At 62.6% G+C, this 15,611-nt stretch carries 15 protein-coding genes and 1 other RNA gene; 5 read left to right on the forward strand and 11 right to left on the reverse strand.

What is annotated here, in order from left to right; all coding sequences use genetic code 11:
• Positions 1–279 precede the first annotated feature (279 nt).
• From AC1Q80_RS11305 to AC1Q80_RS11340, 8 genes are all read right to left on the reverse strand, one after another.
• The gene (locus tag AC1Q80_RS11305; RefSeq protein WP_025427669.1) at positions 280–666 is read right to left on the reverse strand and encodes an ACT domain-containing protein; all 387 of its coding nucleotides are present in this window, start codon (positions 664–666) and stop codon (positions 280–282) included.
• A gap of 6 nt (positions 667–672) precedes the next feature.
• Positions 673–858, reverse strand: a complete 186-nt coding sequence (locus AC1Q80_RS11310; RefSeq protein ID WP_025427670.1) for a DUF2065 domain-containing protein — start codon at positions 856–858, stop codon at positions 673–675.
• A 7-nt stretch (positions 859–865) separates the two neighbouring features.
• Complete coding sequence (gene hflC / locus AC1Q80_RS11315) at positions 866–1,789, reverse strand: protease modulator HflC (RefSeq protein WP_173420556.1); 924 nt, start codon at positions 1,787–1,789, stop codon at positions 866–868.
• Positions 1,786–2,889: an FtsH protease activity modulator HflK gene (gene hflK, locus AC1Q80_RS11320; RefSeq protein WP_173420557.1), complete on the reverse strand. Its 1,104-nt coding sequence runs from the start codon at positions 2,887–2,889 to the stop codon at positions 1,786–1,788. Before hflK ends, hflC begins: the two co-directional genes overlap by 4 nt.
• Before the next feature lie 253 nt (positions 2,890–3,142).
• On the reverse strand, positions 3,143–3,679 hold the full coding sequence (locus AC1Q80_RS11325) for a dihydrofolate reductase (protein WP_492360488.1): 537 nt from the start codon (positions 3,677–3,679) through the stop codon (positions 3,143–3,145).
• Positions 3,672–4,277, reverse strand: coding sequence for a glutathione S-transferase (locus AC1Q80_RS11330; protein ID WP_492360489.1), 606 nt, complete (start codon positions 4,275–4,277; stop codon positions 3,672–3,674). The genes AC1Q80_RS11325 and AC1Q80_RS11330 overlap by 8 nt, the downstream gene beginning before the upstream one ends.
• A 152-nt stretch (positions 4,278–4,429) precedes the next feature.
• Positions 4,430–5,224, reverse strand: a complete 795-nt coding sequence (locus AC1Q80_RS11335) for a thymidylate synthase (RefSeq protein ID WP_173420560.1) — start codon at positions 5,222–5,224, stop codon at positions 4,430–4,432.
• Positions 5,225–5,427: 203 nt separating this feature from the next.
• Positions 5,428–5,736, reverse strand: coding sequence for a DUF2853 family protein (locus tag AC1Q80_RS11340; protein WP_077500214.1), 309 nt, complete (start codon positions 5,734–5,736; stop codon positions 5,428–5,430).
• Between the two features lie 139 nt (positions 5,737–5,875).
• Here AC1Q80_RS11340 and ssrA point away from each other — a divergent pair.
• The 4 genes from ssrA (at position 5,876) to AC1Q80_RS11360 (ending at position 7,531) form a co-directional block, all read left to right on the forward strand.
• Positions 5,876–6,239: a transfer-messenger RNA gene (ssrA, locus tag AC1Q80_RS11345) on the forward strand.
• 111 nt (positions 6,240–6,350) lie between these two features.
• Complete coding sequence (locus AC1Q80_RS11350; RefSeq protein WP_492360490.1) at positions 6,351–6,866, forward strand: SspB family protein; 516 nt, start codon at positions 6,351–6,353, stop codon at positions 6,864–6,866.
• Between the two features lie 20 nt (positions 6,867–6,886).
• Entirely contained in the window at positions 6,887–7,096 is a 210-nt protein-coding gene (locus AC1Q80_RS11355; RefSeq protein ID WP_173420562.1) for a DUF4169 family protein, read from the forward strand.
• A 198-nt stretch (positions 7,097–7,294) separates the two neighbouring features.
• Positions 7,295–7,531 carry a ribbon-helix-helix domain-containing protein gene (locus tag AC1Q80_RS11360; RefSeq protein WP_173420563.1) on the forward strand — a complete coding sequence of 79 codons (237 nt, stop codon included), beginning with the start codon at positions 7,295–7,297 and terminating at the stop codon, positions 7,529–7,531.
• Here AC1Q80_RS11360 and AC1Q80_RS11365 read toward each other — a convergent pair.
• Positions 7,511–8,383, reverse strand: a complete 873-nt coding sequence (locus tag AC1Q80_RS11365) for a GGDEF domain-containing protein (RefSeq protein ID WP_173420564.1) — start codon at positions 8,381–8,383, stop codon at positions 7,511–7,513. The two genes, AC1Q80_RS11360 and AC1Q80_RS11365, sit on opposite strands and share 21 nt — an antisense overlap.
• Before the next feature lie 383 nt (positions 8,384–8,766).
• Here AC1Q80_RS11365 and AC1Q80_RS11370 point away from each other — a divergent pair, with 383 nt between their 5' ends.
• Positions 8,767–9,558, forward strand: coding sequence for a hypothetical protein (locus AC1Q80_RS11370; protein WP_173420565.1), 792 nt, complete (start codon positions 8,767–8,769; stop codon positions 9,556–9,558).
• Between the two features lie 402 nt (positions 9,559–9,960).
• Here the strand turns inward: AC1Q80_RS11370 and AC1Q80_RS11375 are convergent, their stop codons facing one another.
• Together AC1Q80_RS11375 and AC1Q80_RS11380 are read right to left on the reverse strand one after the other, a co-directional pair.
• Positions 9,961–13,716, reverse strand: a complete 3,756-nt coding sequence (locus AC1Q80_RS11375; protein ID WP_492360491.1) for an AsmA family protein — start codon at positions 13,714–13,716, stop codon at positions 9,961–9,963.
• A gap of 183 nt (positions 13,717–13,899) precedes the next feature.
• Positions 13,900–15,306 (reverse strand): FAD-binding oxidoreductase, encoded by a 1,407-nt coding sequence (locus AC1Q80_RS11380; protein ID WP_492360492.1) that lies wholly within the window; start codon positions 15,304–15,306, stop codon positions 13,900–13,902.
• Positions 15,307–15,611: the final 305 nt, after the last annotated feature.

Consider the following 15,611-nt stretch of genomic DNA (forward strand, 5'->3'; position numbering starts at 1 on the left):
CACATTGTCTCGGCGGTGCGATACCTCAAAGGATAGCGCGTCATGCGATGCTCTGCAGCCCCACGCGCCCAACAGACGCAAGGATCGCTGCAGCGACCTTGATTTTCAGCATACCCTAATCCTTCGACCGATGCCGGTCGCAGGCGTCATGCAGCTGGTGACAACGACGCGATCCGGGGATCCCGTTCCGCCCGATCCTCCTTTGAAGATACGGCGGAATTCAGAAGCGTCCAGACACGATTTTCTGATCCACCCAAAAGAGCGGAGCGGGACTAACGATCAGATCGTGATCTCGTGCCCATGTTCTTTCAGCGCCTGCACCGCCTTGTCGAGATCGGAACCGGGCACGAAGATGTAGTCGGTGCTGAAGGTCGAATTGGCAAAGACGCCGATGCCTGCGGCCGAAAGCGGCCTGAGCACGGAAGAAAGCACGCCCGGCACATCAACGCTGAAGTGCTGTTCGATGCGGAAGCAGCGCCAGCCGAGCGAGCTCTGAGTGCTGGAAGGCACGCGCGCGGCGCGGCAGACGAGGGTCATTTCCTCTCGCGAGCTGGACACGGTCCAGAAACCCGGCCCCGGCAGCCATTCCGGCATCTGGGAACCGACATTGAGACGGGTGATCGCATATTCGGCATCGACCAGCCGGATCAGCAGTTTATGTGGCATTTCGCATTATCCTCGAAGCAACCAGACAAGTCCGACACCGGCGGCAACGGAAAATACCCCGGCCAGTCGAAGCTGATGCTCCGGGACATACGGCAAACGCTTCGCCAATTCCACTAAAACCAAAGGGGCCAGTGCGTACACCAGCCCCTCGATGATCAGGAAGAAAGCGATCCCGGTCAGAAAGTCGGACATAGTCCGCTTAGTTCCCGGTCGCCGGTTGCGTCGTTGTCGCAGCCGGCGGGTTGCCTTCCGAGTCATTGAAATAACGGAAGAACTCCGAATGCGGCGACAGCACGAGCGTCGTGTCCGAGCTGCCGATCGACTCCGTATAGGCGGTCATCGAACGGTAGAATTCGAAGAACTTCGGATCGCGTGCAAATGCGTCGGCAAAGGTCTTCGTCCGTGCGGCTTCGCCTTCACCGCGCAGGATTTCCGATTCGCGCTGGGCGTCGGCGACGATCTCGACGACCTGACGGTCGGCGATGGCGCGGCGACGCTGGCCCGCTTCGTTACCACGAGCGCGGATCAACTCGGCTTCCGCCAGACGCTCGGCCTTCATGCGGTCGAAGGTCTGCTGCGAGACTTCCTGTGTCAGGTCCGTGCGACGGATGCGAACGTCCTCGATCCTGAGGCCGAGCGTTTCGGCATCGGCCTGGAGGTCGGCACGAACTTCGCGCATCATCGATGCACGCTCGTCGGAGAGTGCTGCCTCGAAACCGCGCAGACCGTAGACGCGACGCAGCGATGCGTCGAGACGGGTGCGCAACCGGGCCTCGGCCGAGTCACGGTCGCCCGAAACGGTTTCGCGGAAGCGGCGGGGGTCGGCGATCTTGTAGACGACGAAGGCGTCGACTTCATAGAACTTGCCGCCCGAGACCTGGACGCGGATGTTGTCGAGATCGAAGCGCAGGGCCTGGTCCTCGACATACTGCACGCGATCGGCATCCATGAAGGCGAAGGGCAGCTTGAAGTAAAGGCCCGGCTCGGTCTTGACGTCCTGGATCTGACCGAAGCGGACGACGACCGCCTGCTGGCGCTCGTTGACCACGAAGACCGACGAGTAGAGACCGACGAAGACGACCGCGAGCAGGATCAGGATGATTGAAGTACGATTGTTGATCACTGTGCGGCTCCCGTCTGTGCCGGCCGACCGATTTCGTTCAGCGGCAGATAGGGCACGACGCCCTGCCCGTTCTTCTCGTCGATGATGACCTTCTTCGACTTGCCGAGCACGCCCTGCATCGTTTCGAGATAGAGACGCTTGCGGGTCACGTCGGGCGCCTTGGAATACTCGTCGTAGACCGAGATGAAGCGCTGGGCTTCACCGTCCGCTTCCTTGACGATGCGATCCTTGTAGGCGGCTGCCTCTTCGCGGATCTGCGCGCCCTGACCGCGGGCCTTGCCGAGGATCTGGTTGGCATACTGGTTGGCTTCTTCGACGAAGCGATCTTCGTCCTGCTCGGCGCGCTGCACTTCGTCGAACGCGTCGGCAACTTCGCGCGGCGGAGCCGCATCCTCGATCGCCACGGTGTTGACCGAGATGCCGGCACCGTAGCTGTCCATCGTCGCCTGGATCGTGCTCTTCACGTCGGCGGCGATCGCCTGACGGTTATCGCGGAAAATGTCCTGGGCCGGACGACGGCCGACCACTTCGCGCATGGCGCTTTCGGCAACCTGCTGCAGCGTGTCGGACGGATTTTCGACGTTGAACAGGTAGTGCTTCGGGTCCGTGACGGAATACAGCACCGAGAACTGCACGTTGACGATGTTCTGGTCGCCGGTGAGCATCAAGCCGGCATTCGACTGACCGCTGTTGCGACCGCCGATGTTCTGCTGCTGCTCGGTAATCTTGACGAACTCGACGGTTTCGAGCGGCCAGAAATGGTAGTGCAGGCCCGGCATCGAGATCTCGTCCTTCGGCTTGCCGAAGCGCATTTCGACGCCCCGTTCATCCGGCTGGACGGTATAGATCGAGTTGATCAGGATGAAGCCGACGATCAGCAGGCCGACGATGGCGAAGACGCCGCCGTTAAAGCCGCCGGGAACGACGTTCTTCAGCTGATCCTGGCCACGGCGAATGATCTCTTCGAGATCCGGCGGGCCGCCTTTGCCACCACCACCGCGCGGGCGGTTCGGCCCCTGGCCCCATGGACCCTGATTGCCTCCGCCGCCGCCGCCGCCACCCCAAGGGCCGCCGCCGCCATTCTGATTGCTCCAGGGCATCAAAACCTCTCTTTTGAATACTGCTCACGATGAACTGCCGCGCGAATGCACGGACGTCCACGATGTGAACCCGTTATAGGTATGACATGCATCGCTTTCAACGCGATAGGCCAGAGTTCACCGTAAATGGTTCAAAATAGTTGACGAATAGGCCGTTACAGCGCCGCGCGTCGCATCTGCCGCACCAAAGCGCTGTGACACCTCGAACGTGCAGCGGCACTTTCGCCGGCCGGCGCCGATCAATGATCCCAGTTCAACCTGCGCTACGCCGGCGCCAGGTCACGAAATGCATGGCATGGCTGTCCTTCTCGCCCTGCGGCAGATCCTCTTCGAACACCTTGTCGAAGACGGCAGGATCGATTTCGGGAAAGCGCGCATCGCCTTCGACTTCGGCCGGAACCTCGGTGATATGAAGGATATCCGCCGCACCGATCGCCTGGCGATAGATCTCGCCGCCGCCGACGACGCAGACCTCGTCCGCACCGGTTGCCTCAGCTTCTCGCCGCGCCGCGGCGAGCGCCTCTTCCAGCGAATGCACGACGATCGCGCCCTCGGCGGAGTAATCAGCGCTGCGGCTGATGACGATGTTCGCCCGGCCCGGCAGCGGACGCCCGATCGAGGCCCAGGTCTTGCGCCCCATGATCACGGGCTTGCCGATCGTCAGCGCCTTGAAGCGCTTGAGGTCGGTCGGAAGCCGCCAGGGCAGATCACCCTCGCGGCCGATCACGCCGTTGGCGGCAACCGCTGCAATGAGGGAGACTTTCGGTTCTTTGGTGCTGGTATCAGTCATGGAACCCATTCGGTTTGCTGTCGATTTCACTTGCCCTGACAAGGGCCGGACGGTCCGTCACCACCCTTATGTAGCGGTCGACGACCTCGCTCTCGGGCAGGATCTTGCGCATCCATTGCAGCGCACTGGCCAAAAGCAGATCGGCGGCACTCATCGTCGCGCCGAGCAGATAGGCCTGCCGGCTGAGCACGTCGATCACATGCCCGCACATTTCGCTGTAGAGCCGCGCCTGCGCCGGATTGTTGATCGTCGCCCCGGTGATGTGCGCCAGCGCCGTCGGCTCGATCACGCCGGCATAATAGGCGAGCCAGGAGAGATAGGCGCCGCGCTCGGGATGGCCGGGCGACCGCCCGAGGCTGCATTCGGGATGAAGGTCGGTGAGGTATTGCACCACGGCCGCCGATTCCCAGATCAGAGCGCCCTTGTGCAGCAGCGCCGGCACCTGCTTGTGCGGATGCGGATTGTTTTCGTCGGGCGCACCGGTTCCATCCCAGCGGCGGATCGAGACATAGCGGATCTCGTATTCCGCGCCGATCTCCTCGAGCAGCCAGACGATCCGCGAGGAGCGCGACTGCGGTGCGTGGATGAGCGTCAGCATCGAAACCTCCCGACAGCGCGGCGTAAAACAGAACACGCCAAGGTCGCTGCAACGCCTGAATTACGTCATAGGCGGAAGACCTCCCGGTCTGCCGCCATCACGCGAATGCCCGTATCGATCACACCGCCCGCACTGCCCGAAGCGGCAAGCAGTCAGACGGCGATCGGCGCCTTGATCGTTGAATCGGCTTCGTAACCGACAAGGGTAAAGTCTTCAAAACGGAACGCAAACAGATCCTTGACATCAGGATTGATCTGCATGGTCGGCAATGTCTTCGGCGTGCGGGCAAGCTGCAGCCGCGCCTGGTCGAAATGGTTGTGGTAGATGTGCGCGTCGCCGAAGGTGTGGACGAAATCGCCCGGCTTCAGCCCGGTCACTTGCGCAACCATCATCGTCAGCAACGCGTAGGAGGCGATGTTGAAGGGCACGCCGAGGAAGATGTCGGCCGAGCGCTGGTAGAGTTGGCAGGAAAGCTTGCCGTCGGCGACATAGAACTGGAAAAGGCAATGGCACGGCGGCAGCGCCATCTCGTCGACCAGCGCCGGGTTCCAGGCCGAAACGATATGCCGGCGCGAATTCGGATTGGTCTTCAGGCTTTCGACGAGACCGGCGATCTGATCGATATGCCGTCCGTCCGGCGCCGGCCAGGAGCGCCACTGGTAGCCGTAAACAGGGCCGAGATCGCCGTTTTCGTCCGCCCACTCGTCCCAGATGCTGACGCCATTGTCCTTGAGATAGGCGATGTTGGTCTCGCCCTTCAGGAACCAGAGCAGTTCGTGAATGATCGAGCGCAGGTGCAGCTTCTTGGTGGTCAGCACCGGGAAGCCTTCCGCCAGATCGAAGCGCATTTGGTAGCCGAAGACCGAGCGCGTGCCCGTTCCCGTCCGGTCGCCCCGGTCGGTTCCGCTGGTCATCACATGGTCGAGGAAGTCGAGATATTGCTGCATGGTCTGGCGCCGCCGATTCGTGTTGTCCCAAATTTAGGGTGAAGCCGGCGGCAAACCAATGTCTTGGGGATGTTTATCCCGCAAATTTAGCCGCGCTCGAGCCGGGACCTTGAGGAAGCCTGCGCGTTTTCCACCGGCATCCCGCCTCAAGGCATCGGTTAGGTTGATGACCCCGGGGCGATCCGACCCGACCTCACCGCGACCTACAGCGTCTGCAGCTTGCCGAGGTTCTTGGCCACCAGATAATAAAAGGTCACGCGCGACTTGGAGCGGTCCGCAGACATCGCCTTCGCCGTGGCCGAGATGGCTGCGTCCGCGTCCGCACCCGCGACGCCGAGCTTCTTCTCGCACCATTTTTCCCTGACGCGATCGAGCTCCTTGGGGTCGGTGGCCGATACGAGCGAGGAATCCTTGTTGCGAAGCGCAATGCCGAGATGGCGCACGATCTTGTTCACAACGGCTTCATCGGCGCCGCTGTCATACTTCTGCACATCTGCGAGATAGTCGGTCATGATGCCTCCACGTTGGGATTGCTCGAAAAACCGCAGCCGTACCCCGCATGCCCCAGCGGCCCGCCTGCAGCAGCCGGAGTTTTTCATGGCTGCCAATCATGTCAAGCGTTTTGGAAAAGCAGCGATTTATCCGCTTGCTCCCCTTTTCTTGGCCGCTGGAAAGACTTATATGACAGATGCCGTCTTCGGGCGGCTATGGCAATAAACGGGCGGTGAAATAAACCCATTGGACCCGGGGGCGGTACCCGGCGCCTCCACCAAAAACCGGTCGACACGTCGATGACCGGCTTTTGATGGGGGCGAAATAGGATCGACAAGGGCGTAAAGATCGACTTTTTGCTCGGCATTGTACCACCGTTATCGGGCTAAACTTATAGTTGCAAACGACAACTATGCTGAAGCACGTCTCGCTGCCTAACGGCGGTGCGACACTTCAAATCAAGTCCTTCCGGGTAGCACCGTAAGGCGGGGTCCGAAGGCACCTGGCAACAGAAGCCTTCACCTTCTCCCCCGCTTCGAAATGGTCTATAGATGCTTGGATAATTGACTCGTCATATTCTGACGGGCAATGGAAAGCCGACAGTAGAATTGAGTTCGAGAAAGACGGGAATCCCATGGGCCAGGACCACATTCGCTACGACATTCTGGCACAGGATGCGCTTCGCGGCGTCATCCGCAAGGTGCTGACCGAGGTTGCCGCCACCGGCCACCTGCCCGGCGAACACCATTTCTTCATCACCTTCCTGACCGGAGCGCCGGGTGTTCGCATCTCGCAGCACCTGAAGTCCAAGTATCCCGAGCAGATGACCATCGTCGTCCAGCACCAGTTCTGGGAACTCAAGGTCTCCGATATCGGCTTCGAGATCGGCCTTTCCTTCTCCGATACACCGGAGCGGCTCGTCATTCCGTTCAATGCCATTCGCGGCTTCTACGACCCCTCGGTCAACTTCGAACTCGAGTTCGACGTGGCAGTGGCCGAAGAGGAAGAACTCGAATCGGCGGAGATCACCGCCTACCCCGTGCCTGAAACCGACGGCGAAGTGCCGCCCAAGGATACGGAGAAATCCGGCGAAGCCAAGAATGGCGGCGGCTCGGTCGTTTCGCTCGATTCCTTCCGCAAGAAGAACTGAGGAAGCTGAAAGGGCGCGGCATGAGTGGTGACGTCGTCAATCTACGCCAGTTCCGCAAGCGCAATGCCCGCGCCGAAAAAGAGAAGCAGGCCGAACAGAACCGTATCTCGTTCGGCCGCACCAAAGCCGAGAAATCGCTGACCGAAGCCTTGAACGCGAAAGCGGCAAAAGCCCTCGACCAGGGGCGCCGCCAGCCCGCAGCCGATCGACCCGATGAGGCCGAGGACTGAGGCACAGGGCGCGTAAGCGGCTGCGACCTTCTTCAAATCATCATCGAAACAGATTGTGCGGAACGTCTCACGCGTGAATGCGTTGCTAGAGCATCAAAGCCGGCGCACGGCTCGGCAAAAGCGATTCTGCCGCAATGACTTGCAGCAGCGTCCCGAATCAAACCGCCAACGACTTGAATCAATTTGCGAGCTCCGGCGATGATCCGAAAACACTCCGCCACCCTGCACGGGCACCGCACCAGTTTTTCGCTCGAGGACCCGTTCTGGCTGGAGCTGAAGACGATCGCGGCGACCCGCGCCATGCCGATCGCCCAGCTGATCGTCGAGATTGACGACGCGCGCGGCAGTGACAGCAACCTCTCCTCGGCACTTCGGGTCTACGTTCTCGACTGGATCAAGTCGAACGTGCCGCGCTCAGCGGCCGGCGACACGTGACACCTCGTCGCCTTGGCTTGCGAACCCGTCGGTCAGGGCGCCGGCGAGGCCCTCGCGCAGCTGGGTCGCCATGGCCCTGATCCCGCCCGGCAGCCGTGAATACTCGATCAGGCACACCCGGTTGCGCCCCGTGTTCTTGGCGAGGTAGAGCTGGTCGTCCGCGATCTTGAAGATGTCCTCGTACTGTACCGGATAGGTAAACAGCGCCACGCCGATGCTGACCGTCACCGGATCGGCATCCGGAGCAATCGCCTGCCCATGCTCGGCCACCGCCAGGCGAATGCGCTCGGCCATCGCCCCGATCGTTGCGGGGTGGGCATGGTGAACGAACACGCCGAACTCCTCACCGCCGAGACGGCCGATCAGGCCGACATCGCCAACCGCCAAGCGCATCTCGGTTGCTATCGCCACCAACGCATCGTCACCGGCGAGATGGCCATGGCGATCATTGATGCGCTTGAAGTGGTCGGCGTCCAACACCATCAGCGCGGAGGTGGCTGGAAATGGCTTGAGATCCTGTTCGGCAACGAACGCCGTGACATCCGACGTGAACGCAGCGCGATTGAGACAGCCGGTCAGGCCGTCGTAGCGGCTCGCCAGTGTCAGCAGATCGTTGGCGCATGCTAGCTGCTGGAGCTTGATGCCGATGACGGCGAAAAGCGGGATGGCCAAGAGCAGCGGGATGAACAGGGCAAGGCGCATCGACGTCGCCATCACCTCAGCTCCGAAGGGGGCGATGTAGTAATAGGTGACGAGAACGGCAACGGTCGTGCAACCGACGGCGCCCGAGAACGTCCAGTTCACGATCCAGATGATCGCGCGGCGATCAAGGCCCTCATCCAGCGACGTCATGCCACCCCCCGTTGCAAGCCACACTGTGAAGGCAGAATGCTAACTCCAGCTCAATCAATCCATTAGGATTTTAGGGGTTTTGCGCTTCACTGCTGCCACGACAGGCGCCGGCAGCCGAATCAGATTGGCATTCGATCGCTGCACCAGAGCCGCACACCGGGCAAAGCAGGCCGCGCCAGCTCGCCGAAACATAGACTTTTGATTGCAACGGGAACCCGCCCCTCGCCTTCTGTGTGCCTTGCGCCACACCTCGCACAATTCCCGCGTGCCGAAACGGAATTTGACGCGAATATGCTTGTTTAGCATCATCTAATTTCGAACAATCGAGGTGCTGCCAGTGGCCGCAACCTCTGGCGCTCATGCAACATGAGAGGGAGGAAGGCATGCAGCTCTATGCTCGGATCGGTCTGGCCACGTGTTTGACCCTGTCATCGGCCGCGGTCGCCAGCGCCGCCGACATCGCGCCGCTCCTTGCGCCCACGGCGCAGCCGCAGGAGACGGAAAGCGGCTGGCAGTTCACCGTCGCACCCTACTTCTGGATGGCGGGCCTGAGGGGCGATACGGCCCAGTTCGGGCTGCCCGAGGTGCATATCGATTCCAGTTTCAGCGACATCTGGGACAATCTCGATTTTGCCTTCATGGCGATGGGCGAGGCGCGCAACGGACCCTACAGCATCTTCGGCGACGTCATGTACACCAAGCTGTCCGCCGACGGCAGCACGCCGAACGGTATCCTCGCCAATAGCGTGGATGTGGACTCGACGTCTTTTGCCGCGCTGCTGGGCGTCGGCTATGCCATTTACGAAGACCAGTCATCCAATCTCGATATCGTCGGTGGCTTGAGAGTCTGGTCCGTCGACACCACACTTTCGTTCTCCGGCGGCCCGCTGGATGGTGTCAGCCGGGATGACGGTGCCACCTGGGTCGATGCGGTCGCCGGCCTGCGCGGCACCTATAACTTCACGCCCGAGTTTTATCTGACCGGTTGGGGGCTGGTCGGCGGTGGCGGCGCGGATCTCGATTGGGATGCGGCACTCGGCCTCGGCTACAAGTTTACCGATACGATCTCGGCCGTCGCCGGCTATCGCGCGCTCGGCGTCAACTACAGCAACGACGGCTTCGAATACGATACGGTGCAGCACGGACCGATCCTGGGGGTCGCCATCCGCTTCTGATCCGACGCGTTGCGGCGGTTGGCGACGAGCGATCTATGGGACGGCTGGTGTTCTGCTTCATTTTCTCCTCAAGTCGCACGCGACCGGAGGAGACGGCAGAATGCATGAAGCTCGACAGCTGCCTTGGCGCGTCACATCTGACACGTGGCACCCGCAAGGCCCCCGGACCGTCAGCCAAGCGCCGGCGATCAAGCCGCTGCCGCGACATGGAGAGACGCACAGCATCTCTGCCTCTGCGTTCCGCTCCACTGCCGCAGTCCAGGAAAAATGCAAAGCGTCGCCCAGCAGGAAAGACGTGAAAACAAAGCGATCGCGCGCTTCCCCGGCCCGCCTTCTGCATGTTTCCTTAAATCGTACCTGGCTTAACGATGAGCATGCGGCAATTCAAAGCGCTATAGCGCCCTATTGCACCGTGACATCGGGCAGCACGTCGAAATTCAGCCCCTGCCCACCCGGCTTCTGAGGCCCGTCGACAGTTCCCGGCGGCACCTGCGACGGGGCGCCCAGTTGCTGTTGCTGCTGGCGTTCGCGTTCGATGCGCGCGGCTTCTTCCGCTGCCTTTCGCGCGGCCTCTTCCGCCGCCTTTCGTTCAGCCTCTGCGCGGGCCGCCAGATCCGCCTTCACCCGCTCCGCCTCAACTGCCGCCGCTGCACGCCGGCGCTCTTCGGCGACCGCCCGCAGGCGCTCGACTTCGCGCTGCTGCGCCTTTGCCTTGTAAAGCTGCACCTCGCGACGCAGCCGTTGCTTCTCAAGCACGTTGGCCTGCAGCGTCTCGACGCGCCGGCGCTCGCGCTCAAACGCCCGAAGCGACAGGAAATTCGAGAGATCGGCAACATCGAGGTTCACGCCCGGTGACGAAAGCAGGCCGGCATAACTCAGCCGCACACGCGGCTCGGCCCCGGCCAGCGCCTCGTCGCCCGGCCGGAAGGTCATGTCGATGTTCGCGTCGAGACGCTCCGCCGCCAGATCCACCGATGCTTCGCCGACAAAGGCTGCGTTGCCGTCGGCAGCCGTGACGTTCTGCGCCCTGAGCACGCCACCGGCGATGCTGAAGGGGACCTTGACCACACCGACGACCGACTGGCCGGAAAACACGGCTGCCTCCGCCGCCTGGCGGATTGCGTCAGCCGAAATCTCCGTCTTCATGGCGTCGGCAGTTGCCATCAGCTGCGGCAGCGCCGCGCTGTTGACGCCGTTGAGCGTCACGCCATTGAAGGTGGCGGTGCCCGAGCCGCTTGCGGAATGGGCCATGGCTTGCGCGTTCGCACCCGAGGCCTCGAGCGCTACCGAAAGGTCGAAGGTGCCGGTGGCGACCGGGGCGCCCGCATGCGTCCAACCAGCCTGCGCCAGATCCCCGCCCTTGACGTCAAGCCGCGAGCGCAGGAAGCCGGAGCCATTGGCATTGCCGAGCTGCAACCGGCCTTCGAGCTTGCCGCCGAGCCAGTCGCCGGTCGCATCGGTAAAAGCGATCTCGTCGCCCTTCCACTCAAGCTTGCCGGCAAAGTTGCCGATGGCGCCGTAGAACCCCGGCCAGAAGTTGGCGGCCTGCACATCGAGCGCCACGTTGAAACCGGTCCAGGCGGGTTGCGTCACAGGGGTTTTCGACAGCGCTCCGCTCGACATGTCCTGAACGTGGCCAAGGATGCCCTCGGCCAGCCAGGCGAGATCGAGCGTTGCAACACTGATCTGGCCTTCTGCCTTGCCCGGCACCTTGCGGTCGATCGTCAGGGCGCCTTCAAAGCCGTTGTTGTCGGCCTTGCCTTCGACGGTCGTAAAGGCGATCGCCTCCGGTGTCGTCGCCACGTCGGCCGAAACCGAGATCGGCAGGCCAGTGCCCGTCTGCGGCAACGCGATGCCCTGCTGCAGCAGATAGGGCTCGAGGTCTTCGGTCTGGAGTGTCAGTTTGGCCTGGCCCTCGAGGAAATGGTCTCGCGAGAGATCGAAGCTGCCTTTGGCGGCAAGCGACGTCTTCTCGGTGGTAAAGGTCACCGTGCCATTGGCGTTGGAGCCATCGGTGCTCTGCAGCTTGATGGAGAGGATGCCATTGGCATCGGCATCGAAAGGCAGCGGGTCGAACCCGGCCTGGCCGAGCAGCAGCAGCGTCTGCGGGTTTTCGAGCGTCGCTTCAAGCAGCATGCCCTTGCCAGAAAGCGCCTGGGCCATGTCGGGCGCCTGATAGCTGGCGGCGATCTTGGTGCCGTTGGCCGTGCCGAAAATGCCGAAGGTCGCCGGCGCGTTGCCTTCCTTGTTACCGGCCGTGAGCGTCACGTCGAAGGCAGCGTCCGTATAGAATGGTCCGGCCCTGGTCAGGCGGCGAAGGGCCGGATGATCGACGGCGTGCCGACCGATCATTTCCAGAAACGGTGTCAGGTCCTTGGCCGCCAGCTTCATCTTGGCCGAAATCACCGGCTTTTCGAGATCGCCGCTGGCGCGCCCGGAAAAGGCAAGTTGCGCGCCGGCAAGCGAACCGATCGCCACGCGCTCGGCCTGAAGCTGGCCATTCTTGAATGTCACCACCGCCTGAACGTCGCGCGCGTCCTCGCCGAAGGCGGAAAACTCGTCGGCGGAAAGGTCGGCGGCAATCGCATGCTGCATCAGCGTCGAGGCCGAAGCATCGCCGGCAACCAGACCCGCCAGCGCCTGCAGGGCTTCGAGGTCGATGCGATTGCCGTTCAGCTGCAGTGACAGGTTCGGCTGCTGTTCGGCGAAGGACTGACGCTCGAGCCGCCCCTTGAGGCTGGCATCGCCGGCGGCCACTTCCAGGTTTTCGAACTGCTGCAGCGTGTCGGTCAGGTTGACGGTTGCCGAAAAGCCGGCGGTCTTCAGCTTGCGGATCGCCGGATCGACGGAGCCCGCCAGCCAGCTCGCGAGGCCCGAAGGCTGGTTGGACGCGAGAAGCAGGTCGCCGCGGAACGAGCGCTGGCCCTTGAGGTTGAGCCGTCCCTTGGCCTCCAGCTGGGTGCGCCCGGGCAGAAGGGCCACGACATTGTCGATCACCCACCCGGCACCATCCGGCTGCACGTCGATGCGCACGTCGCGCACGGTCGTATCGCCGATGACGATCGCCGGCAGTTTCAGGCTGGCCCGTCCCGGCACCTGCGGAATGGGGATGTCGGCGGCAATCGCCAGCATCGCTTCCAGCCGCTGGCGCATGGAAATCGCCGGGTCGCGCCCGGTCTTGCCGTTGCTGCCGGAATTGCCGATGCGGCTGACGTCGATTTGCTGGCCGTCGGCGATCAGCAGGAACTTCTGATCCTTGCCGGTATCAAGCGTCGCCTCGCCGGTCACCACGTAAGGATCGTCCGAGGGGCCGATCTCGAACCGGTATTCCGGCACGCGGATGCTCTCATTGGTCAGCTGGAAATCACCGTTGATGCGCAGCGGCGCATGGCCGTCCGCATCCTTTGCCTCGCCCTGCGGGCGGTTTTCGGTCAGCGTGAAGCGACCGCCGTAGACCGGCTTGAAGTCGACGATCTTCAGTGCACCGTCGAGCTCGACGCCGAAGGGACGCTTGTCCGGCGTCACCCGCGCCTTGAGGCTCAGCGCACCTGTCTCGTCCACCTCGTTGCTGGAAAAGGCGAAACTGCCGGCCTCGCCATCAAGCGCAGCCCGCCCCTCCACCTTCCAGGGGCCAGCCAGGGTACGGGCGGAAAGATCGGCGGAAAGATCGGTCACGCGCCGAGTTCGGCCGGTCTGCTCGTCGATGAACTCGATCTCGCCGTTGGTGATCTCGACGTTTTCGAGCACCACCGTCTTGGCGGGGATCGCCGTGCGCGTTCCGCGTGCCCAATCGAGCGTGCCGTCAGGGAGAAGCCTGACCTTGGCCTTCGGCCGGTCGAGGCGCATATCGAAGATCAGGGCTTCGCCGCTCAAGAACGGCGCCAACTCCGCGCTCATCGAGAACTGCGCGACCTGGATCAACGGCTCGCCCTTGTCGCTGCCGCCGACGCGCACGTCATTGAGCGTGACCGTCGGGAACGGGATCAGCCGTGCGTCGACGCTGCCGTGGACGACGACAGGCTTGCCCATGATGCGGCTTGCCTCGCGCTCGAATTCCTTGCGGAATCCCGTCCAGTCGATGAACCACGGGGCGATCAGCGCCGCAAAAAGCGCAACGACCACAAGACCGCCGATGGCAACCAGAATTCGCGAAAGCACCGTGCCTACATTCCCATCAAGTTCTCAAGGCGCCCGTCGGCGCCGTCTGCGTCCATATGAACGCCAAAGCGACGTCTTCGTCCATTACATTTGGACGCCTTCGTCCTTAACCATTGCGAGGGCGTTGCCTGCCGCCCCACCGGGCGGCTGCAGCACCGCTCTCCCCTCGCCCGTCCACTCGCTTCAGGCGAAGATCTTGCCGGGGTTGAAGATACCCTGCGGATCGAGTGAACGCTTGACCTGCCGCATCAGATCCAGCGCGTCGCCAAGTTCGGCTTCGAGAAACGGCATCTTGCCCTGACCGATGCCGTGCTCGCCGGTGCAGGTGCCGTCCATCGACAGCGCCCGCGCGTTCAGCCGCTCGACGAAGGCCTCGGCCCGCGCCACGTCGGCGGCGTCCTTGTCGTCAAACAGCAGCCCGACATGGAAGTTGCCGTCGCCGGCATGCCCGACGATCGGGGCCGTCAGGCCGTGTGCTGCGATATCCTCATGGGTCGCCGCCACGCAATCTGCCAGCCGCGAGATCGGCACGCACACATCGGTGGAAAGAATGGCAGCCCCGGGGATCAGGCTCTTCTGGGCCCAGTAGGCGTTGTGCCGCGCCTTCCACAGCCGCGCCCGCTCTTCGGGGTTGGTGGTCCAGATGAAGCCGCTGGAGCCGAAGTCGGCCGCAATTTCGGCAAAATGCCGCGACTGCATTTCGACGCTCTCGCTGTTGCCGTGGAATTCGACGAACAGCGTCGGCGTCTCCTCATAGGAAAGGCCGGAATAGTTGTTGCAGGCCCTCATCTGCAGCGCGTCCAACAGCTCGATGCGGGCAACCGGAATGCCGGATTGAATCGTCAGGATCACCGCATTGCAGGCATCGGCAATCGTCGGGAACGGGCAGACGCCGCCGGAGATGACTTCGGGAATGCCCTGGAGCCGGAGCGTGATCGAGGTGATGATGCCAAGCGTGCCCTCGGCACCGACGAACAACCGGGTAAGGTCGTAGCCTGCCGACGACTTGCGGGCCCGATGCGCCGTGCGCACCTCGCGACCGTCTGCCGTCACCACTGTCAGCGCCAGCACATTGTCCTTCATGGTGCCGTAGCGCACCGCATTGGTGCCGGATGCACGCGTCGAGGCCATGCCGCCGATCGAGGCGTTGGCGCCAGGGTCGATCGGGAAGAACAGGCCGGTGTCGCGCAGATAGGTGTTGAGCTCTTCGCGGGTGATGCCGGGCTCGACCCGGCAGTCCAGATCTTCCGCGTTGACTTCGAGCACGCGGTTCATGCGCATCATGTCGACGGAGATGCCGCCGTGCGGCGCGTTGACATGGCCCTCGAGCGACGAGCCGGTGCCGAAGGGAATGAGCGGCACGGTGTTGGCCGCGGCGATCGCGACGATCTCGCGGACTTCGTCTGCACTTTCTGGAAAGACGACGCCGTCGGGAAGCTGCGCCGGGATATAGGTGGTGGTGTGGGCATGCTGGGCGCGGATCGCTTCGCCCGTCTGGAACCGATCGCCGAATCGGGCGGCAAGCTGCGCCTTTGCGGTATCGATCCCGGTTTCGTTTCGCGAGCCAGCCCTGATCGCCTTCAATGCCACGGAAAACGTCCCTTCTTCATGCCATCCGCACCGCCCCGTTCCGACCTTGGGGAAGCGCTTTCATTTCAAGGCGCTACTGTGCAAATCGGAATCACTTTGTCCAGACGTTGACGCAGTCTCTAGCAGACTATCGCGTGAAAACGCCGGTGGTGAGACCTGAGTGTCACAAAGCTTTCGTCTTGTGACGGGAAACGCCCCCGAGGGCGGACCTTGGGCAGCAGGCGTTGTGCCGACGACACCGGCCTGTCACAACATCCTGCCAACACAACAATCTGGCCCTTTCCTGCGACAAACGGGATAGAGAA

Source organism: Ensifer sp. GW823-FHT05D09, from assembly GCF_058795755.1.

Coding starts and splice junctions, on each gene's coding strand:
- AC1Q80_RS11305 (WP_025427669.1), bottom strand. CDS start 666: ATGCCACATAAACTGCTGATCCGGCTGGTCGATGCCGAATATGCGATC.
- AC1Q80_RS11310 (WP_025427670.1), bottom strand. CDS start 858: ATGTCCGACTTTCTGACCGGGATCGCTTTCTTCCTGATCATCGAGGGG.
- hflK (WP_173420557.1), bottom strand. CDS start 2,889: ATGCCCTGGAGCAATCAGAATGGCGGCGGCGGCCCTTGGGGTGGCGGC.
- AC1Q80_RS11325 (WP_492360488.1), bottom strand. CDS start 3,679: ATGACTGATACCAGCACCAAAGAACCGAAAGTCTCCCTCATTGCAGCG.
- AC1Q80_RS11330 (WP_492360489.1), bottom strand. CDS start 4,277: ATGCTGACGCTCATCCACGCACCGCAGTCGCGCTCCTCGCGGATCGTC.
- AC1Q80_RS11335 (WP_173420560.1), bottom strand. CDS start 5,224: ATGCAGCAATATCTCGACTTCCTCGACCATGTGATGACCAGCGGAACC.
- AC1Q80_RS11340 (WP_077500214.1), bottom strand. CDS start 5,736: ATGACCGACTATCTCGCAGATGTGCAGAAGTATGACAGCGGCGCCGAT.
- AC1Q80_RS11350 (WP_492360490.1), top strand. CDS start 6,351: ATGGGCCAGGACCACATTCGCTACGACATTCTGGCACAGGATGCGCTT.
- AC1Q80_RS11355 (WP_173420562.1), top strand. CDS start 6,887: ATGAGTGGTGACGTCGTCAATCTACGCCAGTTCCGCAAGCGCAATGCC.
- AC1Q80_RS11360 (WP_173420563.1), top strand. CDS start 7,295: ATGATCCGAAAACACTCCGCCACCCTGCACGGGCACCGCACCAGTTTT.
- AC1Q80_RS11365 (WP_173420564.1), bottom strand. CDS start 8,383: ATGACGTCGCTGGATGAGGGCCTTGATCGCCGCGCGATCATCTGGATC.
- AC1Q80_RS11370 (WP_173420565.1), top strand. CDS start 8,767: ATGCAGCTCTATGCTCGGATCGGTCTGGCCACGTGTTTGACCCTGTCA.